The organism is candidate division KSB1 bacterium (assembly GCA_034505495.1).
In the GTDB taxonomy this organism is placed as follows: Bacteria; Zhuqueibacterota; Zhuqueibacteria; order Residuimicrobiales; family Krinioviventaceae; genus Fontimicrobium_A.
This window is the reverse complement of record JAPDQV010000032.1, coordinates 1-24311: the sequence shown is the minus strand read 5'-3', so window position 1 is coordinate 24311 and position 24311 is coordinate 1. Positions and strand designations below refer to the sequence as shown.

General features: G+C 50.4%; 20 protein-coding genes. 3 read left to right on the top strand and 17 right to left on the bottom strand.

Annotated features, from left to right (window positions below):
- Positions 1–5 precede the first annotated feature (5 nt).
- From ONB24_11815 to ONB24_11765, 11 genes are all read right to left on the bottom strand, one after another.
- Entirely contained in the window at positions 6–980 is a 975-nt protein-coding gene (locus tag ONB24_11815; GenBank protein ID MDZ7316803.1) for a type II secretion system F family protein, read from the bottom strand.
- Positions 981–985: 5 nt separating this feature from the next.
- Positions 986–2446 (bottom strand): CpaF family protein, encoded by a 1461-nt coding sequence (locus tag ONB24_11810; protein ID MDZ7316802.1) that lies wholly within the window; start codon positions 2444–2446, stop codon positions 986–988.
- A gap of 6 nt (positions 2447–2452) precedes the next feature.
- Entirely contained in the window at positions 2453–3661 is a 1209-nt protein-coding gene (locus ONB24_11805) for an AAA family ATPase (GenBank protein MDZ7316801.1), read from the bottom strand.
- A 29-nt stretch (positions 3662–3690) separates the two neighbouring features.
- Complete coding sequence (locus tag ONB24_11800; protein MDZ7316800.1) at positions 3691–4617, bottom strand: pilus assembly protein TadG-related protein; 927 nt, start codon at positions 4615–4617, stop codon at positions 3691–3693.
- 74 nt (positions 4618–4691) lie between these two features.
- The gene (locus ONB24_11795; protein MDZ7316799.1) at positions 4692–5651 is read right to left on the bottom strand and encodes a pilus assembly protein TadG-related protein; all 960 of its coding nucleotides are present in this window, start codon (positions 5649–5651) and stop codon (positions 4692–4694) included.
- A gap of 13 nt (positions 5652–5664) precedes the next feature.
- Positions 5665–6756 (bottom strand): pilus assembly protein N-terminal domain-containing protein, encoded by a 1092-nt coding sequence (locus ONB24_11790; protein MDZ7316798.1) that lies wholly within the window; start codon positions 6754–6756, stop codon positions 5665–5667.
- Positions 6757–6800: 44 nt separating this feature from the next.
- On the bottom strand, positions 6801–7721 hold the full coding sequence (gene cpaB, locus ONB24_11785; protein MDZ7316797.1) for a Flp pilus assembly protein CpaB: 921 nt from the start codon (positions 7719–7721) through the stop codon (positions 6801–6803).
- A gap of 18 nt (positions 7722–7739) precedes the next feature.
- Positions 7740–8132: a pilus assembly protein gene (locus ONB24_11780; protein MDZ7316796.1), complete on the bottom strand. Its 393-nt coding sequence runs from the start codon at positions 8130–8132 to the stop codon at positions 7740–7742.
- Positions 8129–8650, bottom strand: a complete 522-nt coding sequence (locus ONB24_11775) for an A24 family peptidase (protein ID MDZ7316795.1) — start codon at positions 8648–8650, stop codon at positions 8129–8131. The genes ONB24_11780 and ONB24_11775 overlap by 4 nt, the downstream gene beginning before the upstream one ends.
- 746 nt (positions 8651–9396) lie before the next feature.
- Entirely contained in the window at positions 9397–9549 is a 153-nt protein-coding gene (locus tag ONB24_11770; GenBank protein ID MDZ7316794.1) for a Flp family type IVb pilin, read from the bottom strand.
- A 49-nt stretch (positions 9550–9598) separates the two neighbouring features.
- A complete protein-coding gene (locus ONB24_11765) occupies positions 9599–9757 on the bottom strand; it encodes a Flp family type IVb pilin (protein ID MDZ7316793.1) in 159 nt (52 codons plus the stop codon).
- Between the two features lie 764 nt (positions 9758–10521).
- Between ONB24_11765 and ONB24_11760 the strand changes: the two genes are divergently transcribed.
- Positions 10522–11748 (top strand): HAMP domain-containing histidine kinase, encoded by a 1227-nt coding sequence (locus ONB24_11760; GenBank protein MDZ7316792.1) that lies wholly within the window; start codon positions 10522–10524, stop codon positions 11746–11748.
- 6 nt (positions 11749–11754) lie between these two features.
- Here ONB24_11760 and ONB24_11755 read toward each other — a convergent pair whose 3' ends face one another.
- The 3 genes from ONB24_11755 to ONB24_11745 form a co-directional block, all read right to left on the bottom strand.
- Entirely contained in the window at positions 11755–13152 is a 1398-nt protein-coding gene (locus ONB24_11755) for an IgA Peptidase M64 (GenBank protein ID MDZ7316791.1), read from the bottom strand.
- Positions 13153–13160: 8 nt separating this feature from the next.
- Positions 13161–15416 carry a hypothetical protein gene (locus tag ONB24_11750; protein ID MDZ7316790.1) on the bottom strand — a complete coding sequence of 752 codons (2256 nt, stop codon included), beginning with the start codon at positions 15414–15416 and terminating at the stop codon, positions 13161–13163.
- Between the two features lie 61 nt (positions 15417–15477).
- Positions 15478–16380, bottom strand: a complete 903-nt coding sequence (locus ONB24_11745) for a glycyl-radical enzyme activating protein (protein MDZ7316789.1) — start codon at positions 16378–16380, stop codon at positions 15478–15480.
- 144 nt (positions 16381–16524) lie between these two features.
- On the opposite strand from ONB24_11745, the gene ONB24_11740 reads away from it, so the two are divergent.
- Positions 16525–18993 (top strand): TonB-dependent receptor, encoded by a 2469-nt coding sequence (locus tag ONB24_11740; GenBank protein ID MDZ7316788.1) that lies wholly within the window; start codon positions 16525–16527, stop codon positions 18991–18993.
- Between the two features lie 38 nt (positions 18994–19031).
- Here the strand turns inward: ONB24_11740 and ONB24_11735 are convergent, their stop codons facing one another.
- Positions 19032–20138: a hypothetical protein gene (locus tag ONB24_11735; protein MDZ7316787.1), complete on the bottom strand. Its 1107-nt coding sequence runs from the start codon at positions 20136–20138 to the stop codon at positions 19032–19034.
- A gap of 47 nt (positions 20139–20185) precedes the next feature.
- Positions 20186–20926, bottom strand: a complete 741-nt coding sequence (locus tag ONB24_11730; GenBank protein ID MDZ7316786.1) for an isoprenylcysteine carboxylmethyltransferase family protein — start codon at positions 20924–20926, stop codon at positions 20186–20188.
- 171 nt (positions 20927–21097) lie between these two features.
- Here ONB24_11730 and ONB24_11725 point away from each other — a divergent pair, with 171 nt between their 5' ends.
- Complete coding sequence (locus ONB24_11725) at positions 21098–24139, top strand: carboxypeptidase regulatory-like domain-containing protein (GenBank protein MDZ7316785.1); 3042 nt, start codon at positions 21098–21100, stop codon at positions 24137–24139.
- On the opposite strand, the gene ONB24_11720 is transcribed toward ONB24_11725, so the two are convergent.
- On the bottom strand, positions 24113–24311 hold a 199-nt coding region (locus tag ONB24_11720), incomplete at its 5' end, for a hypothetical protein (GenBank protein ID MDZ7316784.1). The two genes, ONB24_11725 and ONB24_11720, sit on opposite strands and share 27 nt — an antisense overlap.

The following is a 24311-nucleotide window of genomic DNA, read 5'->3' as shown; positions in this document are numbered from 1 at the left end:
CCCGTTTATTGATATTTCACTTCGATAATTTTGTTAATCATATAAAACCCGATTCCCTGCAAAATTCCGGCGGTGACCAACATATACTGGCCTATTTTCCGATGAAACATCGGCGACAAATACCCCGGACTCATCATGGAAATGATGAGAATAAAGGCGATGGGCAGAGCGCCTAATATCCAGCCCGACATCCGGCCTTGCGCCGTAAATGTTCGCATTTTGCCCATTAACTTGAACCGCTCTCGGATCGTTGTACCGATGTTTTCGAGTATCTCATTCAAATTACCGCCTGTCTCCCGCTGCAGAAGAACCGCCGTCACAAAAAGTCGCAAATCCGCACTGTCGATACGTTCGAGAAGATGATTGAAGGCAAGCTGCCAGGTGGCGCCGAGGTTATATTCTTCGACTGTACGGCGGAATTCTACGCTGATCGGGTCCGTGGCTTCCTCGGCAACCATCTGCAGGGCGCGCGGAAATGCATGACCGGCCCGCAGTGCCCCGTTAATCATATCGATGGCGTCGGGGAATCCCCGAATAAACGCATGCAGACGGGCTTTACGCTTTGTCAGAACATAAATCATGGGTGCATAAAACATCGCTCCGGTTGCCGCGCCCTTGAATAAAATATTGGTGCTGCGCAGCGTGAGCATAAAACCGACGGCGCCGCTGACGAACATTAACAGCACCAATTGACCGACGCGAATGCTCAAACCCGCCTGTTCGATTAATCGACTGAGTTTCTTTGCCAAATTCAAATGTTCGAGAATTTTATTGAGCAACGGGATTTCGCTCAGGCTTTCATCGCGAATGAGCGAAAGTTCCTTTTCTTTTTCCTTGATTTCCACTACCGCTTTTTCATATTCGCTCATTCGTTTTTTAATGACCGGTCCACTCCCGAACCGGTGTGAAAGCTTGAGCAGAATCGCAGCAAAGAGCACAAAAGAGGTAGAGAATACAAATATGACAATCAGAATCGTCATCTTGGTTACTCCCGCAAACAATACTCCAGCTTGGGTTCGAAAATGTTGGCCGGGAGGCGAATACCGGAGGCCTCCAGCTGTTCGGCAAACCGCGGCCGGATGCCGGTGGTGCGGAACGCACCGATGACTTTGCCGTCTTCGCGAACGCCCAATTTCTCGAATGCGAAAATATCCTGCATGGAAACGGTATCGCCTTCCATGCCGGTGACTTCGGCAATCTTGACAATCTTGCGGCTTCCGTCGCTCAAACGCGAAGCCTGAACGACGATGTGAATCGCCGAGGCGATCTGCTCGCGCATCGCCTTATCGGTCAAGTTCAAGCCTGCCATCAGGATCATGGTCTCCAAGCGCCGCAAGGCGTCGCGCGGCGAGTTGGCGTGCAGGGTGGCGATCGAACCGTCATGTCCCGTGTTCATGGCCTGCAGCATGTCGAGCGCTTCGGCGCCGCGCACCTCGCCGACGATGATCCGGTCCGGCCGCATACGCAGCGCGTTGCGGATAAGGTCGCGCTGTTCTACGGCTCCCTTGTTTTCCAAGTTCGGCGGCCGAGTTTCCAGCCGAACCACATGTTCCTGCTGCAGCTGTAATTCCGCCGCGTCTTCGACGGTAATGATGCGCTCGGTGTTGGGGATAAAGCTGGACAGAACATTGAGAAGGGTGGTTTTACCGGAACCCGTACCGCCGGAAATCAGAATGTTTAGGCGCACCTTTACCGCCGCCTGCAGCATCTGGGCCATGCCCGGCGTCAAGCTCTCCAAGCGCAGCAGATCATCAACAGACAGCTTTTTGGTGCCGAATTTTCGGATCGAGAGCATCGGACCATCGATGGCGAGCGGCGGAATGATGGCGTTGACGCGCGAGCCGTCGGGCAAGCGCGCGTCAACCATCGGGCTGGCTTCGTCGATATGACGACCAACGCTGGATACGATGCGGTCGATGATATACATCAAATGCGCATCATCTTTAAAACCGACCGTGACTTTTTCAAGCTTACCGAACCGCTCTACATAAACCTGCCGCGAAGTATTCACCAAAATATCCGAAATAGTAGGATCCTTTAACAGCGGCTCTAATGGACCCAGACCGAACGTTTCGTTGAGAACCTCTTCGATCAATTGATTGGTGTTGATGTCCGGTCCAATGTCCTGCTCTTCCGCCAACAATCGCTCGATCACCTCGCGCACTTGCTGATGCAGCTGCTCCCGCGGGATGTTGTCGAGTTTGGCTAAATCCAATCGGTCTATCAGACGAAGATGAATTTTTTCCTTTAGATCGATAGACTGCGCGGCTGCGCGAACCTGCTGTTGCCGCACGGTTTCCGGAACCGGCCTAACGGCGCTGACTGTCGGCGGTTTGGGAGTTGGCGGCGCCGTTTGCGGCTGCGGTGCAGGTTTGGGAGGCGAAGGTGAAGGCGTAGGCGTAGGCGCCGTAGGCGTTATTTGACGAATTCTTTCCAAAAGTCCCATAGTACTTTACCCTTGACGCTTAAAAATACCTGAAAAAAGTCCTGGCTTTTGCTGCGGTTTTACCTTGATCTCCCTTTCCTTTCCAATCAGTTGCAGCGCAATATCGACCAAATCTTCGCTCATCTTGCAATTGGGCGACTTGAGCACAATCGGCACGCCGTGATTGACGCACGCCGTCACCACGCCGATATCGTGCTCCGTTACCCGTCCGAACACCGGCCAATGCAGAACTTTTTCCATCTCTGCTGGATTCAGACCGGCGTAATGTTCATAGCGATTGAGAACGACTAGTATTTTGTCCTGCGGATAATTCAACTTATTAAATAGCTCCAAGCACCGCTTGCTGTTATAGATCGTCGGCAAATCGAGCGTGGAAATCAAAAGGATCTTGTCCGAAGCATCCAAAGCTTTCAGAGAAATATCATTAAAGAAGGGATGATTATCGATTAAAATAAGCTCAAAATTTGTATTAAGAACTTCCAATAGGCTGCCGACCTGTTGAGCCGTCACCATTTCGGCTTCTTCGATGCGGAAAAGGCCGGGGAGGAGGTATAGTCCGGATGCATGCCGAGGCAACGTTTTGAGCAGAATGTCGATGTCCAACTTTTCGATATTTTGAACTACATCAAAGAGAGAATATTTGCTGCGCAGGTTCAGAAACAGCGCGTCATGTCCGGACTGCAGATTCAGATCGATCAACAGAACCTTGGATTCCGGCAATTCCTGAGCGCACACCACGCCGACATTGACCGAAAGCGTCGTACAGCCTACCCCGCCTTTAGCGCCGAAAAAGCTGAAAATGCGTCCTTTGCCGCTAATCTGGCGTTCGAGTTCTTCATGAAATTTAACGGCCGATTGGATGACCGAATTGATCTCCTCGGCGTCGTAGGGCTGCGAAAGGAAATCCTTGATGCCGATGCGAATGGCGCTGCGGATCAGTTCGGGCCGCAGCTGCGGCGAGGTAATGATCATGTACGGCTGCCTCTCCGCCTGCAGCCGCATAATCTTTTCCGCCAGCCTCAAGCCGGCGCCCTCTTCCGGCACCAGATTGATGATAATAATGTCCGGCGCATAAACCGGAAGGCTCTCGAACAACGCCTCACCCCAGCTGCTCTCCGATTTGACATCGTACCCGCTGCGAGAGGAGAGCAGATTGACCAGCTGGGTTCGTGAACGCTCGTCACGGTCGATAACAAGTATTTTGACGGAATCCATTGTGCCTGCAACTGTCCTAAAAGATGGTTTTAACCGATACGCACAATTTTGCGCAGCATAGAGTAATTATTGCCGTCGTTGCGCGTACCGTTGATCAAAATGTTCATAAACACGCCGTTCACGTCGCCTTTGCCCGATATGCCTTCAAGGAAAAAGGCGCCGATGGCATTGACCTGCACGTTGCCGCGGCCGCCTGATGGAGGTCTGTTAGGATCGTACATCGGCACGATTAGGATTCTAGGGCTTGAGTAGCCTGGGAAACTCGAATTCACTACACGTCCGTTCGACCAGATGGCCAACGGGTCCTTCTTGATGATCTCGTTGACGCCGGCAGCAGTAGGTCCGTCCATGTTTCCAGGTTCGATTTGGAGGATGTCGCCGATTTCAACATATGAGGAGGTACCGTACATGAGATTGTTTAGATAAGCAGAGGCTCCGGTTACGGGATTGCCGCGGTTGACCGGAGGAAAGTCGACCGGATATCGCCAGCAGGGAGAAATGCCGCTCTCTCCCTTGGCACCGGACTTTAGCACCACACGATCGCCGTTTTGCCACAAGCCGTTCGGCACGCAGAACGGCGCCATGCCGGTAACCCCTTTGATGGAAAACATCTCCGCCGTTGCCTCAGCGGTCAACAACTTTTGCGGCCTACCGGCCAAACGTAGAAAAAACGTATTCACAGTCCGTCTGGCCTGCACACGTATACGTGTGTTAGTGGGAAAGCTCACGTCTTCGGCAGTTATGATCACCGGCTGGCCGGCGCATGTGTTCAGAGCAGCATAACGAATTGCAGCGTTCCGCGCCTCCGTTTGGCCTTGCAGCAGCGCTGCGGCTCCTGCCAAAGACGCCGCATCCACAGCACCTTGCAGTTGCTTGTCGGCCACTAAAATGTATCCGATATCCGTTGCCATCGCCGCAAACAGTAGAAAACTCAGCATGGCGAAAGCAGTAAACATAACAACGTTTCCCCGTTCATCCCGGCAGAATCTGATCCCCAACATAATATCATCCCTCTCCTCTTTGTACCCAATTACCTGATAAGGCTCACCTTATGTAATAGGGAATATTCTTCTCCGCGCGTACCATTTATAATAATGTCCATAAACACACCGATGACGTCTTTGCCCGACATGCCTTCCAGAAAAAAGGCTCCGAGGGCGTTGACCTGCACATTGCCTCGTCCTCCTTCCGGAGGGTTGTTCGGATCGTACATCGGCACGATCAGGATTCTTGGACTGGTGTAACCGGGAAACATCGAGTTGATCACGCGTCCGTTTACCCACTGAGCATCTTTGTCCTGTTTGATGATATCATTGACGGCGGAGGAAGTCGGTCCGTCCATATTTCCGGGTTCGATCTGCAGGATATCGCCTACTTCGACGTATGAGGGACAGCCGTTGATGAGATTGTCTCGAAAAGCAGCTGCTCCGGTTACGGGATTGCCGCGGTTGATCGGTGGAAAGTCGACCGGGTAACGCCAGCAGGGGAAAATTCCTGTTTCTCCGCTGCCGCCGGATTTCAGAACAACTCGATCGCCGTTTCGCCACAAGCCGTTCGGTACACAAAACGGAGCCAATCCGCTCGTACCTTTGATGTAAAAGATCTGCGCCGTCGCTTCAGCGCGCAGAGTCTTTCTGGGAAAATTGACGACACGAAGGAAAAATGTATTAAAGCTACGCTCAGTTTGGACACGTATTTGCGTTGGAGTCGGAAACGTCACCTGACCGGTTGTCAGTTGAACCGGCTGGCCCATGCAGGTATTCTTGGCCGCAATGTTGACGGCTTCGTCTCGAGCTTCATTTGTTCCGTAGATTAATTTGGCGGCGCCTGCCAAGGCGGCAGCGTCCACCGCCCTCTGCAGCTGCTTGTCGGCTACCAGGATGTAGCCGATATCCATAGCCATCGCCGCAAAAACTGCGATCGCAAATACCGAGGCAGCGACAATAACCATGGTATTGCCGTTTTGGCTTTTCCAAAATTTCCCCAACATGATGCCCTCCCGTTTAATTTTTAATGCTGCGAATTTTTGCGGGCAACCCTTCTCTGTCAACCGGTCGGGCAATTTCCGGCGAAAGAAGAATCAGCAATTCCGTTTCTTTGTTTTGATATCTGCGGCTCCCGAACAGAGTACCCAGAACCGGTATTTTGCTGATAAAGGGCAACCCTGAAATTTTTTCCGTCGTTTCACGATTCAATAACCCCCCAATGATAAGAAACTTGCCCTCCGCTAATTCAACTGTTGTTTCTGCGCGACGGGTTGTAAGTGCCGGAATTCTGAAACCGCTTAAAATGACGCCATTTTCATAATCCAAAGAACTGACTTCGGCATTAACTTTGATTTTGATCAAAGAAGAATCGATAATATGAGGCTGAAATTTAAGCTTGATGCCGAATTCTTTATAGGTAATGGTAACACTCTGCATTATTCCAGAACCTGAAACAACCGGCACGGGCACTTCACCGCCGGCAAGAAAGCTGGCCTCACCGTTATCAATGGCACTTAAGGTCGGTTTTGCCAAAGTTTTGAGCAAGTTCCTCTCTTCCAATGCACGAATGATGGAGGAAATATTGTTTTGCGGAACTTTGAAAAACAGATCCACCATTTCATTCAAGATAAAAGGATCATTCGGCGTATTGACTTTGCCGGAAAATATGCCGACATCTGCCGAACTGCCGGCTGATTGCGAGGTTTTAATGTTCTTTGCCCAGATATTGATGCCGAATTCACGCAGCGCTTTACGATCTACTTCGGCAAACCGCACATACAACATGATTTGCTTGCCCGAGCTGGGCTCAGCAACCATCACTTTATAAATTTTATAAATTTCACCCTCATCCCAAACAATGACGCTGGTGCTTCCCAAAGCTTTACCGTTTATGAGCACCTGGCGAGGTGAAACCACAGTTGCCTCGATGAGTTCAGGATTGGCCAACGATATCCGTTTAATGGAAGTCGGAAAATCCAATATCAATGATTGACCGACGGTTACGGTGACGGTCTGCGATTGAACTTGCGCGCCTAAACTGAATAAAGGGAGTAGGAGCGCTGCTGCGAAAACCCTCAAGATGCCGATGCAATGTCGATGACCAACCATGCTGCTTCTGCTCCCGTAGTAATGACCGGCTGATTAAAGTCCTATTAATCCGCACCGAAGGTGATCCGTTCCCGCTTATTTGCGTAGAGAATCTCCACTGTTTTTCCGGCAACGACAGGTTCTACTTTGGCAGATGTATTAGAAGGGGACTGCTTTGCAGAGGATGAAGGTGAAGGTGCCGGGGGTTTGGCTGCCGGTGGGGAACTCGGTTCTGACGTTTTGAGGCTGCCGCCGGTAGAAGCAAAATAGCCGGCAGGCATCAGCTGACCGAGACGGACCCCTGGGGTAGCAGCCTGGTCGTGATCGGCGGAATTCCGCAGCGCCAGCCGAATTCTACCTTCCGTTTCCGCCAGCGCCAGTTTTTCCGCCTGCTCGGGAGTCACCAGGAGAGTAGCGTGCTGACCTTCGGCAGGAGCTTCGCCGCCGCTTTGTCCGAACCGCTGATCAATTGCCAATACCAGAACATCCTCAAGGATGATTTTGGTCGCGGCGGCTTCTTTTTCCATCGATGAGGAGACTGTGACCAGTACATCGACCCGCGAGTTGGGGAAGATGAACCCGCTGACTCCGGAAACCGGATCGATGGCAACCGACATGGCCCGCATGCCGAGAGGAATGAGACCGGAGACCCCGCCGCTTGAACCGAGCGGCGCCAGTTTACCCTCCAAAATAATTTCGCCAGTAAAAATGGAGGTCTTTACGACGCGATCGTTCAAAACGGCCGGGTCGCTGAAAGAACCCATCGGAACCAGTTCGGCCGGAAATTCCGCGACCTTGACATTTTGCGGGGTGATTTTGGTTCCCGGGGCCAAATCCATTGTCGCTACCACCGCCGAGGTAAGCACAACCTTTGGTTTTTGTGCCGCCTCTTGTTGTTTTTGAATAAAGCGCATAACCAGCACGGTGGTAAACAAACTGAGCACCAATGCTAAAGGGATGAGGATCTTTTGCTGGAAAAAGCGCATGCAACCATCTCCGCTGCCTTAATTTTCCCAATGCATGGTGGCGGTTTGCGAAAGTACTCGAGGCCCGAATCCGGGTATTATGCCCTGTGTGAGCGGAACATAGTTCAATCTTACTTGGCAGGATACTTCGCCATTGGCATTCGGTCCGCTGATGGTGATGACGGCGCCGGTAATGCGTGCAGCATTGAGTACATTCTGAGCCGCCGCCGTCGCTTGGGAAACTGAAGGCGCCGTTATCGCCGCTACCCGTGCTCCCTCGTACGCCGCACTGGTGATGACGTTCATGGTCATCCACATGCGGCCGAATTCAAAGATGGCGACCATAATGAGCATAAGAATCGGCACAACAAGAGCAAATTCGACCACGGATTGGCCTTTTGTGCCTCGAATAATTTTACGCAATCTGTTCATGGCCTGGTTTCCCATAAAATTTTTATGAAAAGAGCAAAAACGCCTCCCGATATGGCGATTCCATATGGGAGAGTCGCTGCATTAGGTTCACACTTGCCTTCAAAAATCGACGTCTCATCGCTTGTTTTTGAATCAATCGATTTCGTTTTCATCGAATTTTTCCGGCCTCTTTTAAAGGATAATTGAACAATGGCCATGAGACCGCCTAATAGTATAGTATAAAACAGTGCAAATGCAGCAAAGCGAATGCCCAGCCAACAGCCGACTGCGGCTCCCAATTTCACGTCACCGGCACCCATTGCATCGAAATAATAGAGCAACATAAAAAGGCCGCCTCCCACAATCGCTCCCAAAATAGAATTGAATAGACCGTTCATTCCGCAAAAGATTCCTTGAAGAACCAATCCCGCAGTGAACAACGGTAAAGTGATAGCGTTGGGTATCCGGCGTTCACAATAATCGAAATATGCGGCCGTCAATATCGGAATAGTAATGAGAACCGGCGTAATGAGAAGCATAAGTTTCTAAAAAATAATGCTGTTTAAAAGAATATAAATTGAATATTTTAATATTGCAATATAAACTTTTTGTCTGTTTTATTGCTTAGAGTGCATTTGCAATACTGGTAATGAGGTCCGAATTTGTATTGCCGATCAACATCAAGCCGACAATCGCAATCAAAGCAATTAAAAGCAGAAGAAGACCATACTCGCCCAATGTCTGTGCTTTTTCATTCCGCCGATGCAGCCGAAACGACATCAAGGAAACAGCGCATCTTGCTTTCAGATTTTTCCATAACGATTGCATGGTTTCATCTCTCCTTATGCAAAATTGTCCTTTTTGCTTGTCGTAATTCTTGGACGGCGCATGTCCGATAATTTAGACAAAGGAATGTCCAATTTTCAGAACAGATTTTTTCGACTTACAAATCATAAAGATCAAAAATTGCTCTTTTTCTGAAAATGCGAATGAAAGCATCTATCATCAAACCGATAGACCAAAACGGCGAAGCGCGAGGGTTGTTATGGGGATTGAAAGATAAGGGATGGAGAGATAAGAAGCTGAGAAGCGGAAGAATTTACGCTCATGCTGTAAAAGCCGCAAACATACTTTAACCTCCACCCGAATTCATATGTAACACCTTACGGCTTCGCTCGTTCGCTTTCCTGCTTTTGTTGAGCAAATTCTTCCGTTTTTGCATTTGTAGGCTCCTGCCCATCCGCGCCCGCACTTGGGCGGACACGGATGGGGTAGGAGGGAACTCTTACAGGGCAGCTGCAATGTCGTTCAAAACCTGGCTGATCTGGTTGCCGAGCAGCGTAACCGCGGCAATGGCAACAACGGCGATCAGTACCAGAATCAACGCGTACTCGGACAGCGTCTGCCCTTCCTCACGAACAAACAGGCTCTTCAACATGGCTTATACCCCTTCCTTTTAGTTTAATGATCCTGTTCCTTTTCGGCTCTTACAGGGCGGCAGCGATGTCGTTCAGAACCTGGCTGATCTGGTTGCCGAGCAGCGTAACCGCGGCAATGGCAACAACGGCGATCAACACCAGAACCAAGGCGTACTCAGACAGCGTCTGGCCCTCTTCCTTCACAAACAAGTTTCTGAGCTGCAACATGGTCGTCTCTCCTTCTTTTTTAGTTTAAAGTTTTCGGCTCCAAATTGACACCTTTAAAAAATCAACCGAAGCCTCCTGAACCCTTGTTGATTGCTCTCGGTTAAATACTTTAGCAATGCTAATGCCAAACTGATCATTTCTAAATCCATCGAATGAGAAGATGTTATAACATATTGAAAAAAAGTAACTTAAGAAATTGCAGGAAAAACGATATTTATATTTGCTGAATAAAATAATTAAAAATTAGACACGATATATCGAGTGATGCACGAAATATCGTTTTTCATAATTTAAGACCCTCAATACGCTAAACAAATTAGGGTCATTTCCTTGAATTTGTCAAAAAACACTATGACGACTTGACTAATGATGATAAATTTAGAGAAAAACTTGCTGAAAAAGCAGGCACGGAATAATAACTTTAATATTTTGAAAACGCAAGATTAATATGCCCTTTGAACGATGAAGAAAAATTAAAAATTTAGTATGCTAATATAACAAAGTTGAAACTGAAATACAATAATGAAACAAATATTTGAATCAGAAAACTTGATGTAAACACTTTGGAGTTTCCTTGGCGCTATTTTTAAGCTAAATTTAGCTTTAATCAATAAAATAAGGCATAATGATTGCAAATAAATATAAACGACGCAGCTTTTAAATTTGCTGTCTTGCATCAAAAGAACAGTTTGCTCCTGCAGCCAATGCACATGAACAATTCGAATTCGAACAGTTTCTATTTGCCCAATACCAATAGCCTCTCTATGCTCCTGAAGAGAATTACCTTCAGGGCAATGGAATTTTTGCAGGCTGAGGACGTTATTCTTTTCCTCAAAGATGAGGGGGGAAAAAAATATACAGTTGCGTACGCCGCCACTCGGGCGGGAGAGACCTTTACACCGAAAGCGGAGCTTTTCGACTTTGCCGCTGCCAAAGAATGCGTTCGTTATCGTAAATGGGTGCAAACAGATCGGACAACTCCTGAGGGTGTCCGCCCATGTCTGTGGATTCCGTTATGCTGCGATAAGGAATGTATCGGTCTTTTGTATCTGATTGATTGTCTGCCCCTGCCTTTTGAGCGCGGCTTGGCAGATCAAATGAATGCATTTGCCGAATTATCCGCCAGAACCATTCGCAACCGTCAACGGTCGGTTACAAAAGCGAAGGATAATCAGAAGAACATAACTCAACCTACCCGGCAAATGCAATCGGCCGGGGATAAAGGCGTTGCTGCAGCGAAAATCGGTCACGAAATTAATAATTTCGTCGCTGCTGTGAACGCCAACCTTGAGCTTGCATTGGATTTGCTCAACAATGACGGAGAAACCGGCGAAATACAAGAGAGGATACTCAAGGCACAGCAACTTTTGATGCGGATCACACCGCTGACCGGCGGCCTAATGTGCAGCTGCATGATGCAGCCGGCTTTTGAAATGATGAGTATTAATGATGTCGTTAAGGACTTTATTGAGTATATCAAGCCGATTTATCAGCGCTCCGGCGTCAAATTTCTCTGTCAGCTGCAGCCTAATCTGCCCCTGTTGCGGCTTGACCCACGCTTGCTGAGTCAGGTTTTGTTCAACCTCTGCAAAAACGCCGTTGAGGCACGCCAGGACGCCCAAATTTTCCTCTCAACCCGGATCGATGCCTGCGAAAGATGCATCCTTTTAACCATCCAGGATAACGGCCCAGGATTTTCGCCGGAAAAGCTGCAGCGCCTGTTTGCAGAACCATTTACGGATAAGGCAAACGGGCACGGCCTGGGATTGGCAATCTGCCGCGACATCATCGAAAAACACGGCGGCAGCATTCAAGCCGCAAACGCAGAATCGGGCGGCGCCTGCTTTACCATTCGCCTGCCCCTGTCACAACATGAGGAGTATCGGGGATTGGAATTCGACCGCATCGAGCGGCCATGCAGAGCCTATGCCGATGCGAGGCATCAAAATTCGCACTCGCTGGTGACGCTTCCCCACGAAAAGGTCAATTAGCTCCTTTTATCTTCCGCAGGTTAAATCTATCATTTGCAAAATCGCTTGTCGGCAAACAGGACAAAAATCTGTTTGGGATTTGCTGAACATACGGCAATTCAATGCCGGTCGGTAAATTCCGGTAGAGGCATACCCTGCACCTTCGAAACAACCGACAACTCCGGTGAGATTAGGATCGTTGAGTATTGCATCAAGCTGCTCTTGCAGTTCCGCACGCCTTTTCGGGTCTTTTTCTCTCACCGGCAACCGGGCGAGAGAATCGAACGCACTCTTGTTCCAAGGCGTGGGGACCGGAACGTTCGGGGAAAGCAGGTTACGCCATTTGCAGCTGCCGTCATTGTTCAGCGTCGTTATGTTCGGCTCCAAAGGTTCGACATCAAGGGGATAAAGGTCATTGTAAGCAACTTCCGAATTATAATACTCATCGGCCAGGCCGGCAAAGGAATGGCCGAATTCATGGACAAACACATACTCGGCCCACCATTCCGGCTCCTTTGTTTTTCCGCCTGCATAGCACACGGCGAATTGATTAAAAATACCGCCTCCGCCGTACTGAGACGAGTTGATGAGCACATAAATGGCGTCATAAGGTGCAGCTGCGGCGATGTCGAGAAGGGCCTGATTGTCCGGACAAAGAACGTAGCGCTGGACGTTGAACGTGTTGTAGCGGCAGCCGAGAGTTGTTCGTTTCCAGACGCCCGAACGAGGATCGTCGATTCCTGAATCTTGCGAAGGCGTTTCGATAAGGCGAACGTTAAAATCGGAACGGCGTTCTTTGAACGGCTGAACCGAAAACAGGACATCGACGAATCGGTGCGCATCGCGACGCAGCTTGGCCGTCTCGTTGCGTCGGTAACCGTCGCCGAGAATCACTAAATCCACCTTATGCTTGGGATCCCCGTTGATTATCAGATTGCGGACGCGGCCGGCGACAGGAAGCTCGCGACGAATATCGGTAGAGGCGGGATCAATGGTCAGCGACCACAGCGGCATAAACTCGTTGCGGCGATTCCGCTTTAGTAATTCCAGCCGCACCGGCCTGCGCGGGAACGGAATGCGCACCGATTCATGCATGGCTCGCCGTAGTCCGTTTAGGGCTTCTTCCGTAGTCTGCCATTCGCCGAATACCGAGCAAAAACCGTGTGCATAAAGGAGCTGACCGCTTTCCTGATCATACACCTGCACGCAATACTGACCGAGATCGAGCGTTTCGGTCAATCTCGCGGTTCGGCCCGGCCAGGCTCCCTCTTCGATGAGCGCCGCCAGGCCGATCTCTTCTTCTCGGCCGTCACCACAGTGAACGTAATCGACGCGCAGCGTTTTGTCTTCGAACCAGTGAAAAAATTCGTTTTCTCCGGCGACGACAATACCTGAAAGAGCAAAAAGAACTACAAAAATTTTCATGACTTGCCTCAATAAAGAGTTCGTGCAAGAATTTCCTGCTGAATGTCCGGTGCCAAGTCGATAAAGCGGGCGCTGTAGCCGCCGACGCGGACAATGAGGTTGGCATATTTTTCGGGATGAACGAGCGCCTCTTCGAGTTCGTTGCGGCCTACGACGTTGAGCATCGCCTGCGCGCCTCCCTGTTCCCAGTAAACCTCGAGCAATTGTTCCACCTGGCGGCGATTGCGCGCGAACAGTTCACGCGACAGCTTGATATTCTGCACCGCCCCGGCGTGCAAATCGACCGGCGGCTTGACGATCGAGTTGAGAAAGGCGGTTATGCCGTGCGTGTCAGCGCCGCTCGACGGCGCGTTACCATTGTTCATAGGCGTAAAGGCAAGACGACCGTCCGGCGAAGCCGCCGTGTATCTCCCCATGACCGTATTGGCATTGTTGTTAATGACGACCACCAGGTATGAATGAAGCCCCACACGCTGTGCCTGATTGCGGGTAGTTGTAAAAACGTGACGATCTACCGCAACAAGCATTTCATCTGCTTCCATTAAATCGTTGCCGTATTTGGGCGCCTCCGCTAAAAGTCGTCTCTCTCGGGCATAACCGACAAAATTTGTTTCAAGCATCTTTTGCAGTTGAGCAAGCGAAAAACGTTTTTCTCGGAACACGAATTTCCGAATTGCCGTCAGGCTGTCGGCCGTGTTGCTGTTGCCGTACGTTTCCAATGTGCCCCCTAAATATCGAAGGCCGCCGTCGAAAAGCGCCTTGCCGCGTTCAAGACAATCGTCCATAAGCAGCGTAAAAAAGAGGAAAGGCGCCGTTTGCGCGGCAACGCGATATTCGAGCGCTTCCTGTTCGGCCAGAGCTTCAACATGCCGCTCCACTTGGCGCCGATAAGCATCCCAAAGTGAATCAAAGGTGTCAATTTTCGGCAGCTCATCGGCAGGGATTCCCATGGGAATCCGCCGCGTGGGGTCGATGCCGTGATTCAGCGTCACGAGAAGAGCCTGCAAAAGATTGATGACGCCGCTCGGCGTGCCGAAACTTTTATGCTCGATCACATATTCGCCGCAACCGAACGGCACATAGTTCGTCGCTTCGTCTTCCGATACAGTAAAGGCCGCGGCAACGGCCGGAATGTTCACGTCGTCGTTATAAAGAATCGGGTAAGGGTTATTGCCGGAAATGCAGTCGAGCGCAAGTTGATAGAGCAGCGGGTTCTGGCCATTAAAAAAGCGCAGCGACAATTGCGGCATAATCAAGCGCATGCGCCGAGTGGTCTCAATGCACAAGAGGGCGAAACGATCTGCAGCCGCTTCATTCGGGCGATCTTTGCCGCCGATGATCACGCGCGAGTCGAACATCCAAACGCCGCCCTCGCGCTCGGCCATCAGGCGCCAGAGAGAGCTCAGCAGCTCAATGACATTCTCTTCGGTTACGCCCGCCGCGGTGTCTGCAGCAAATAAATCGGTAAAAGTTCGATCAAAGCGGCCATAGTTGGCATTGCCGGAGAGCAGAGCATAAAGCCAAAACAGCTGGAGTCCTTGATGCAGAGTTTCCGGCGGTTTTTCTGAAATGTGCAGGAGGCAGCTGACGAGCTCGGCGCGCACCTCGGCGGGCAAATCGGACTGCTGCGCTTTTTCAGCATACCAAAGGCAGACCTCGGCGAGCAGGTTGATGCTGCCGATGAGTCCACGATAGAGCGCAGCCCCTGCAGGTTTGCGCCGCATATGCTCCTCCAGCTCGCGACGCAGGCCGCCGATGCCGAGTCGCATCAATTTCGCGTAATCCAACGTCGAACCTGCCATGCGGTACAAAGGGAAAGCAATGCCCGATTCGCCGTTCCAATTGTCGCTGGGCAGGAGTTTGGCTAGTTCGCCCGAGTAGGCTCGCCGCGTTTTGGCAGCGGTATGATTTTCCCGCCAAAATTCAAGTACAACCGTCAATCGAAAACGCAGTTCCTCAGAAAGCTCCGGTTCGCGCAGCAAAGCAAGGAATTCCTCTTCTTTCAGGTAATAGCCGAAACCGTTGCCCATCTGCGGCGAAAAGCCGACCGGCGCATGCAGCACGCGGCCGACGAACCGATCCCCGGACTGCGGCGGTAGTAATACGGCAGGATATTGAGCGTGCAGGCAGGCGAGTTCCCGTTCAAGCGGAGCGTCCTCACTAAACGCCAGATAGGTGCGGGTGAACTCGAAAATTTGTTGCGCAATTTTTTCTGCGCGGTTTTTCGCCGCAAAGGTAATATCGACGGCGTGTTCAAGTGTCATGCAATGCCTGGTTTTACAAATTTATTCGAAAAAAATTCGAGTTATCTGTAAGGATTCCTGCTCATCCAAGGCCGACGTTTCGACAGCCCAATGCGGCCATGCGGGCAATCCACCTTGCTGCCGTTTCTTCATCGACGCTTGTCTGTACAAGCGGCCAGGATTTTCCGATCTCTTTGGCTTTTGATCTGCCGTAATCATGATAGGGCAGGACGTCGACGGCTTCTATGCAGGCGTAGTCCCTGCAAAGCTCGGCAATGCGGTAAAAATGCGCATCGGTGTCATTGAGGCTCGGAATAATGGGACAGCGCAGCCGTATTCTTGCTCCAATCGTTGCCAAACGTTCAAGCCCTTCCAATACCCGCGAAAGGGAAGTTCCGACATGATTTAGGTGTTGCATCTCTTCCGATGCTTTGTAATCTAATAAGAAAAGGTCTACCGCATCGGCAATTTGTACAAGAGGATCATGCATTATTCCGGCCGTCTCAACGGCTGTGTTTATGCCGAGCCGGCGAGCAGAGCGGAGCAGCGCTTCGGCAAACTGCGCCTGCATCAGCGGCTCGCCGCCGGAAAGCGTTATGCCGCCGCCGGATTTTTCGTAATAAGGAAAGTCACGCTTGACAACGTCCATGACTTGTTCAACCGAAAGCTCTTTTCCGATTCGCCGCAATGCTCCGTTTGGGCAAGCCTCTATGCAGGCAAAGCAGCGTTTACAGCGGTCGACGTCCCAAAGATGCTTTCCCCGAACCGTAACATGAGCCCCATGCGGACATTCGCCAACGCAGGCCAGACAGTGCGAGCACTTGTGCTCGGCAAATGCTAATTGAGGCGAGGGTGACTGGGATTCGGGGTTGCTGCACCAGGTGCAATGCAATGGACAACCTTTGAGAAAAACTGTCGTCCGAATTCCAGGGCCGTCATGGAGCGAAAATCTTTGAATGTCGAAAACGATGCCTCTTGTGCTCATGAATCAATTTATCGATTTCAATCGTATTTTTCAAACGTGATGAAGGATTGCCGATTGTGCAAGTTGTTTGCTTTTAATGACGAACATTCATTTCGGCTCTTCCGTTTTTAAGGGTGAATTTTACAATTAAAGGGAGTTTAAATTATGAAAACGGCAAAAGTAATCTATAAATTAGCACTGGCGTTAACTCTATTGGGACCCGTCATTACAAAAGCCTCCCCCGCACCGGAAATGCCGGCTCCGCCTGCAGCGGCAAAAGGGGCGGTAATCAAGGGTGTAATCATGGATTCCTTGTTGGCCGTTCCGATCGAGTATGCCAACGTCGTGCTAATGACCGCAAACGGCGGACAACAGGTAGACGGTACGGTCAGCCGCAAAGACGGTACGTTTCTGCTGAACAATGTCAAGCCCGGCAACTATGAGCTGCACGTCAAATTCATCGGCTACTATGAAAAAGTGCTGCCGAATATCCGCGTCGCATCGAACAGTCCGGAAATCGATCTCGGTAAAATCGAGCTGATGCAGGCCGTGATCATGCTCCAAGGCGTGGAGACGACGGCGGAAAAGGCGCCCATCGAATATCAGATCGACAAAAAGGTCATCAACGTCAGCAAGCAGTATACGGCCGCCTCCGGAACGGCGATCGATGTGCTGGAAAATGTTCCGTCCGTCACGGTGGATCTTGAAGGCAACGTCGCTTTGCGGGGAAGCTCGAACTTTCGGCTGCTGATCGACGGGCGGCCGACGATTATGGAGGCTGCCGATGCGCTGCGGCAGATTCCCGCCAGCAGCATCGAAAACATCGAAATCATCACCAACCCGTCGGCCAAGTTCGACCCGGACGGCACAGCCGGAATCATCAACCTGGTTCTCAAAAAGAATGCGCTGCAGGGCATCAACGGCATGATCAGCCTTAATGGAGGCATCAATGACCGCTACGGCAGCGACATTCTTCTCAACCGCCGAACCGGCGGGGTGAACGTTTATCTCGGCGTCAATTATATGCGGCGCTACAATCCTGGAACGATGATCCAACGCAATCAAACCTTTGCGGCGGATACGATTTCATTCATCACTGCCGACGGCAGCGGCAATCGTAATTTCGGCGGTTACGGGCTGCGCGGCGGTTTGGATTGGGACATCACCAAGCAGGATCTGTTTACGCTCGGTATCCGCCTCGGCAATCGCGGGATGAAGAACAATCAGACCTCGAACTATGCCTCGTGGACGACTCCGGGCGTCGATGTGTTTCGCTACACCAGCTCCGGACTTGAAAAGCGCGGCGGCATGAGCGGACAGGTTAATCTAAGCTTCAAGCACAAATTCGACAATCAGGGACATGAGCTTACATTTGAGACGAATTATGAAAACGAGACAAGTGATGAAGAATCGAAGGACGAGCTGCTGAATGCCATCGGCGAACTGGAAAGCGGGCGCCGCGCAACTGAAAAGGGACCGCAGAACGATCTTCGTCTCAAGGCAGATTATGTGCGGCCTTTGAGAGGTGCCGCGCGCCTGGAAGCCGGCCTTCAGAGCCGCATTGCGCGGTCGGAGGAGAGAAATGATCTTTATGAGTATACCCCGACATTGCAGCAGTATGTGTATGCGCCGCAATTCAGCTATGCCATGGATTTTACCCACGATATTCATGCCGCATATCTGATGTACGCAAACAAGCTGGGAAAGCTCGGCTATCAGGCGGGGCTGCGCGGTGAATATACCTATCGCATTCTGGCCTCCAAAGACCAGGCTGAGCGTTACACCATCAATCGCTTGGATTACTTCCCGACGCTGCATTTTTCCTATGAACTGCCGGCCGGTCAACAGGTGATGGCCAGCTATACGCGAAGAATCGAACGTCCTCGAGACTTTTTCCTTGAGCCTTTCCTGGTGTGGATCGATGCCTATAACGTGCGAAGGGGCAATCCGTCGCTATTGCCGGAGTACATCAACTCTTATGAGCTTAGCTATCAAAAGAGCTTGGGGAGGAACCTGTTCTCGGCTGAGGTCTATTATCGCACTACGGAAAACCGTATCGACCGCATTCAGAGCGTCTATGCGGAAAACGTCATGTTGACCACCATGGCCAACATCGGCACCGATGAAATGCTCGGCGGAGAACTCATGCTCAATTTTGATATGAAGCGCCTGTGGAACGTCAACTTGATGGCCAACCTTTTCGACTATACCATCAAGGGCGTCATGCGGGGCGAAAATTTTGAGCGCAACAGTTTTAACTGGAATGTGCGGATGAACAACACGCTGCGTTTGTCCCAATCCACTCGTATGCAGGTTAACTTGATGTACAATAGTCCTTCGGTCTCGGCTCAAGGCCGGAGGGAAGGCTTTTTCATCGCCTCGGCAGCTGTTAGAAGGGGATTTCTCAACGATAAATTGGAGGTGATTCTGCAGGTCAACGACTTGCTGCGCACCGGCAAGTTTGAATTCTATGCCCAGGGACCGGATTTTTATCGTTACAACAGATTCAAGCGCGAAGCGCCGATGGTCAGTCTTACGCTGAACTATATTCTGAACAACTACAAACAACAGCGTCAGCAGCGTAATGGAAGCGAAGAGGAGAACGGTTATTCCGGATTCGATATGATGCAATAAACTTTGAAAAACGGCGCGTTCACGACGCGCCGTTTTTTTTAAAAGCAGGATCTTTCCTTGGCGGTCTGATAGAGCTTGGGGATGGCGCCGACAAATGTGGTGTCAAAGAAAACCTGCGGCCGCAAATTGATCAACTTTTGTATCTGAAAAGCAGTGACATAGGGGTCATCCTTCAGATCGGGAAGTTTTTCCATTTTCAAGCGACAGACTTCGGCTTCAATTAATTTCATTACATTTGTATAGTCTGATTGCAGTAATGGTTTGATGTTTTTATCTTCGGCCAATTTGGCAGGCTCGAAATAGCGCATACCGACTTCCTGGACAAAGCCGTTATAGAGACTGAGGCGGTCCTGCTGAGCTCCCAGAATGACCTTTTCAGGCCCGATGCGTGCAGCCAAAGCCGGCGTTTCCGGACAGAGCATCACCAAGAATTCGTTGTACGGATAGGTCGTTTCGAACGCTTTTTGCCAATAATCGAATACGCGCAGCGCTTCCAAATCTTTTCGATAATCGTCGATGTCAATAGACGAGATCTTTTTCTTGTATTCATCACGATATTGCGGCCATAATTCGCGCATGTAGGCATCCCAAACGTCGATGATGCGGATCACGACTTCCTCGCGTCCGGCATAGGAGGATTTGAGGAGACGGAGAGACGGCTCGCAATACCATCGCTGCCAATTTTTCGTCTCCGAATAATTGCGGGTAAACACATCCAGCGAGCCGGTGCCGACAAACTCTTGGATCACTTTGAACTGTTGATGCAGCTCTTCCGGATTTTCAGGATCGAGATAAGCGGGCATATGGTAGAGGAACTTTTGCAGCGGTTGGTTGAACAGTGCCTTGGTCGATCCGCATTCCATCAAAAGGGGCGATAATTGTCGGTACCATGGTTCCATTTTCGGATCGAGGGTGCTGTTCCACATACCAAGCCTGCGTACGCCATGCCAATAGAGCGCGCTGTAATAACTGAACTGTATTTTGAGAGGAGAGGATTTGTAGCCGGCGACTGAGCGCAGCGTAAACGGTTGACTCGGCTTTTGCGCCTCCGGCTTTTTGCCGCAGGAAACCCAAAGCAGCACCAAAAAAGTCAGTCCCGCCGGCGCAATGATGCCCGCAAAATCAATTCTGCGTTTTCTATTCATTGACTTGATCATACGACAATATCAAGTTTTGGACGTTGAGTGACGGTTCATCGTCCTTCCTGTTTAAGCAGATTGGTTTTTTTCTTGATCGTACGAAGAACGAGAAAGAGGATACCGCCGACAATCAAAAGCGTCCGCCAGAATTTGCCGAGAGTCAGCCTGCGATTGATATAGGAATCGATCATTAGGTTGACAAGGCTAAAGCTGACCACTAAGGAATAAGCGCTCTGGTATTCGTTACGAATAGCTTTGCGCAGAGAAAACGAGAGTTCCGGCTTGCGCCATTGACTAAAAGTCGGGAAGAAAGAGCGCGTATGGGATGCCCATTCGGTAAATTGTCGGCCGAACTTGCCCCGCAGAAATTCTTCTTCCGCGAACATAATCCGCTCATAATAAAGCCAAAAGATCAAAACGATCGTTAGGCTCAACCACCAGGTGCGGAAATATAGAAATAACCCGAACCACATGAGAAAATTACCGAGATAGAGCGGATGCCGCACGATCGAGTAAAAGCCTGTGGTGTTGAGAGATTCGGCCACCTGCTTTCCGCGGTTTGTACCGGACGTGCCTGCCGGCGTAAAGCCGATGGTAAAAAAGCGGATAAGAAGCCCTAAAAACGCGATGGAAGCGCAAACCACCTCCCAAGTTAAATTCTCTTTTTGCGTTTTGCCGGGATAATTAAAGAGCGGAAGGCCTGCTAATATCAAAAAGAACAGAAGGGGCGGTAAATAACCGCGCAGTTTGAACAAACGGTTGCCTGTACGGATGAACTCTTCGTAGAGCGCCATAATCCCTCAAAATTTTCTAGGTTGACGGCTGGTTCGGGAACTTGTTGTGATAGCATTAATTTAATAAATTGCAACTTAAAATCAATGCGCTTAGATTAACGCCTTGCGAATATTCTTTTTTTGATTTTTGTTGTAACTTGCCCGAAAAAGCGCTAATGAGCGGAGGTCCATATGAAAGTTCGTTTGAGTTTTCTTTTACTGCTCATGTCGATAGGTGCTTTGGCGCGGACCGAGCAGAATTCCCTTGCCTGGCAAAAGGCGAGATTTCAGGCCGAAGTGATTCGGCGAATGCAGTCCGGCCACGACAATTCCACGAATGTCGTATCCAACGCAAAGCTTTTGGGTTTTTTTCAGAACCAGGGCGTCGGAAGCATCAGCGGACGATTATACAATGTAGAACCTGAAGCTCTGGCGAATGCCTGGGTGGAGGCCTTTTCGGCGGACTTTTCCTCCGATCAGGAAGGTTTTGCCAAGGGACTTTCTTTGGTGGATAAGTCTGGGCTTTATCGCATCACCGATCTGCCGGAAGGCAACTATTATGTGCTGGCCTATGCAGAAGGATATGAGCCGCTTTTTTACCGCGATGCGACGGATATCATTCTAGCCCTGCCGGTAGTGGTTTCAGCTAACCGTGATACCGAGGGCATTGATTTTTACATGCGGCGAATTCAGGAGGGAAAATCGACCATCACCGGTCGCGTTACGGATGCATCAACCGGAAAAAGCATTGCCGGCGCAATCGTCAGTGCTTTCGGAGTGGTGAGCGGAGAAATCGGATGGGCTGAAACCGATGAGAACGGCAACTATTCTTTGACGAAACTCAAAGCGGGCACCTATTATCTCGTCGCGTGGGCCCAAGGCTACCTTCAGCAATACTATAATAACAAAAGCTCCTTTCTTGAAGCCGATCAGATTGCCGTAGGCGACTCGGTTGTGCTCAAAAATTTCAATTTTCGTCTGCAACGCGGCGGCTCGATTAGCGGTCGGGTAACCTATGAAAGCGGCCGCCCTGTCGTAGAAGCGTATTTAACTGCTACGCCCGTAGGCAATTTTGACCCTGAAACCGAACCGACTTTCGGCAAGGCCCTTACGGATGAAAACGGCAATTACATCATTGAAGGCCTCCGCAGCGGCGACTATATCGTCGAACTTCAGGCGCGCACAAAATGGCAGTGGTTTACTCTTTGGTATAACCAAAAAACGAACCCTGACGAGGCGGACAAGGTGCGGGTTGTCATTGGTGAGGATACCGGCGACATTAATTTTATCGTGCCGATTCAGGAAGCAGCCGGCAGCATCAGAGGCATTGTCCAAGATACGGAGGGGAATCCGATTTTCAGCGCCTATATCGGCGTGCAGTCCGCCGATCCGAATCAATGGATTTATGCTTATGCCTCGACTGATGAAGAGGGGAGGTATCTCGTTGAAGAGCTGCCGGACGGCCGCTATTACGTTTCCGTCGGAGTGCAGAACGGATGGCAATATATCTACCGCTGGTGGCCGGGAGTGGAGCGATTCGAGGAAGCTCAGCCCATTTTTGTGAGCAAAACGGCACCGGCAACGGCGGATTTTACGCTGCCGCTGATCGTCGGCCGTTCTTCGATCGCAGGCCGCGTTACCGATACAAGCGGACGCCCTTTGGTAGGTGCAAGTCTTTCCATTATACCGGCTTCCGGTGACAATCCCGAAGGAGTGATCAATGCGGTCTGGGCCTGGGCCACTACGGATTCCGAAGGCTATTATCGCGTCAAGCAATTGCCGGGCGGCCGCTATCAGATTTACTGCAGCTATTGGGAAGACCAAAAATTCGGCGAACAGTGGTGGAACCACAAAGACAGCCAGGAAAAAGCAGATGTTCTGGTATTGGGAGCAGAAGAGGAGCGGAACGACATAGATTTTTCTTTGACCGTGAAACCTGTTTTCGGCGCAATCGTCGGAGCCGTTTTTGATTCGCTAACCGGCATGCCGGTGCAGAGGGCGCTTGTGCAAATTACCGCTGCCCAAAGAGACGAGGTGTGGGGTAACAACATTGCGGCTGCACACCGCTTTTATTGGCGACGCATGGCGGCAATTACCGATGAAAACGGTCGTTTTGCAATAGATTGGCTCTATGAAGGCGACTATCATGTTTCGGTTTATGCGAACGGCGCTTTCGAGTACTATGAAAATGCACCGGTTGTCGAGTTGGCCAAGCGGGTTAAAGTGATCGGCGGCGAAAAAAGCGAAATCGCCGTCAAAATTGCGCCCAGACGCGACGGCAAAGGTATGATACAAGGCCGTGTGCTGATGGAGGGAACGCAGACCCCGTTCGAAATTGCTGTTGTAACGGCTCAACCGGCAATTCGCGCCCAGATATGGCCGCAATCCGAAATGTTCTATACTGCGGTTGCCGATACCAACGGAAACTTTATATTATCAGGACTACCGGAAAATACAAAGTTTTTAATCTACGCTTTTTCGATATGGACAATAGGCGAGTACTATAATAATGTCTATGACCCCGAAGAGGCGACGCTGGTGCGTGCCGGTTATCCCGAAGCAACTCTGCTCAAAGACATCGAGCTGCCCGTGTATCGATGGCTGTGGAATGGTCCGGAAGACGGGGGCAGAAATGTAATGACCGGACAAGTGGTCGGCCGCGTGACGGACGGCGACGGCGAGCCAATTGCAGGGGCGCGGATTATCGCATTTAACGAAAGCCGCCAGCCTGTTGCGGATGCCCTCACCGACAGCCAAGGCAACTATGAATTAAGCGGCCTGCCGTTCGGAAATTACATTTTGCGGGCGGGACGTTTTGGATATAAATCGATCTTTAATAACAACGCAGAATCTTTCGAAGACGCCAAGCCGATCACTTTGGGAGCAAATCGGATACAGGTGAATTTCATACTTGCTCTTAAAACGGAGGTGGTCGAAGAGAAAGAATCTACACCTCAAGAGTTCCAGCTGTTGGGTAATTATCCCAATCCGTTCAATCCGGAAACCGTCATCGTTTTTAAGGTGCCGAATCGAAGCCAAGTGCTGTTGAGCGTCTATAACCTTTCGGGTAAAAAAGTGGCTACGCTTATGAACAGACCGCTCGAGGCCGGCAGGTACGAAATAAAGTGGGACGGCAGAGACGAGACCGGCAAACCGGTAAGCAGCGGCGTCTATATCTATTCACTCCAAGTTGACGGCCTTGTTAAATCAGGCAAGATGGTCCTGATCCGTTAATAAAAAAGCTCCGAGGTGATACATGCCTCGGAGCTTTTTTATTGAAACAAACTCTTCGCTCCCTTCATCTCCTACATAATTAGCTCCAAATGCATTCCATTCTATGACTACCCTGATAATGTTAAGAATTATACCGTATTGAATAATTTCGGCTTGACAATTTATGAAAATT

Excerpts from the sequence above, each read along its gene's own strand:
- ONB24_11745 (MDZ7316789.1), bottom strand. The coding sequence starts at position 16,380 with ATGAGCACAAGAGGCATCGTTTTCGACATTCAAAGATTTTCGCTCCAT.
- ONB24_11730 (MDZ7316786.1), bottom strand. The coding sequence starts at position 20,926 with ATGGCGCTCTACGAAGAGTTCATCCGTACAGGCAACCGTTTGTTCAAA.
- ONB24_11735 (MDZ7316787.1), bottom strand. The coding sequence starts at position 20,138 with ATGAATAGAAAACGCAGAATTGATTTTGCGGGCATCATTGCGCCGGCG.
- ONB24_11800 (MDZ7316800.1), bottom strand. The coding sequence starts at position 4,617 with ATGTTTACTGCTTTCGCCATGCTGAGTTTTCTACTGTTTGCGGCGATG.
- ONB24_11775 (MDZ7316795.1), bottom strand. The coding sequence starts at position 8,650 with ATGCTTCTCATTACGCCGGTTCTCATTACTATTCCGATATTGACGGCC.
- ONB24_11815 (MDZ7316803.1), bottom strand. The coding sequence starts at position 980 with ATGACGATTCTGATTGTCATATTTGTATTCTCTACCTCTTTTGTGCTC.
- ONB24_11750 (MDZ7316790.1), bottom strand. The coding sequence starts at position 15,416 with ATGACACTTGAACACGCCGTCGATATTACCTTTGCGGCGAAAAACCGC.
- ONB24_11740 (MDZ7316788.1), top strand. The coding sequence starts at position 16,525 with ATGAAAACGGCAAAAGTAATCTATAAATTAGCACTGGCGTTAACTCTA.
- ONB24_11780 (MDZ7316796.1), bottom strand. The coding sequence starts at position 8,132 with ATGAACAGATTGCGTAAAATTATTCGAGGCACAAAAGGCCAATCCGTG.
- ONB24_11810 (MDZ7316802.1), bottom strand. The coding sequence starts at position 2,446 with ATGGGACTTTTGGAAAGAATTCGTCAAATAACGCCTACGGCGCCTACG.
- ONB24_11790 (MDZ7316798.1), bottom strand. The coding sequence starts at position 6,756 with ATGGTTGGTCATCGACATTGCATCGGCATCTTGAGGGTTTTCGCAGCA.
- ONB24_11770 (MDZ7316794.1), bottom strand. The coding sequence starts at position 9,549 with ATGTTGAAGAGCCTGTTTGTTCGTGAGGAAGGGCAGACGCTGTCCGAG.
- ONB24_11725 (MDZ7316785.1), top strand. The coding sequence starts at position 21,098 with ATGAAAGTTCGTTTGAGTTTTCTTTTACTGCTCATGTCGATAGGTGCT.
- ONB24_11760 (MDZ7316792.1), top strand. The coding sequence starts at position 10,522 with ATGCTCCTGAAGAGAATTACCTTCAGGGCAATGGAATTTTTGCAGGCT.
- ONB24_11755 (MDZ7316791.1), bottom strand. The coding sequence starts at position 13,152 with ATGAAAATTTTTGTAGTTCTTTTTGCTCTTTCAGGTATTGTCGTCGCC.
- ONB24_11795 (MDZ7316799.1), bottom strand. The coding sequence starts at position 5,651 with ATGTTGGGGAAATTTTGGAAAAGCCAAAACGGCAATACCATGGTTATT.
- cpaB (MDZ7316797.1), bottom strand. The coding sequence starts at position 7,721 with ATGCGCTTTTTCCAGCAAAAGATCCTCATCCCTTTAGCATTGGTGCTC.
- ONB24_11805 (MDZ7316801.1), bottom strand. The coding sequence starts at position 3,661 with ATGGATTCCGTCAAAATACTTGTTATCGACCGTGACGAGCGTTCACGA.
- ONB24_11765 (MDZ7316793.1), bottom strand. The coding sequence starts at position 9,757 with ATGTTGCAGCTCAGAAACTTGTTTGTGAAGGAAGAGGGCCAGACGCTG.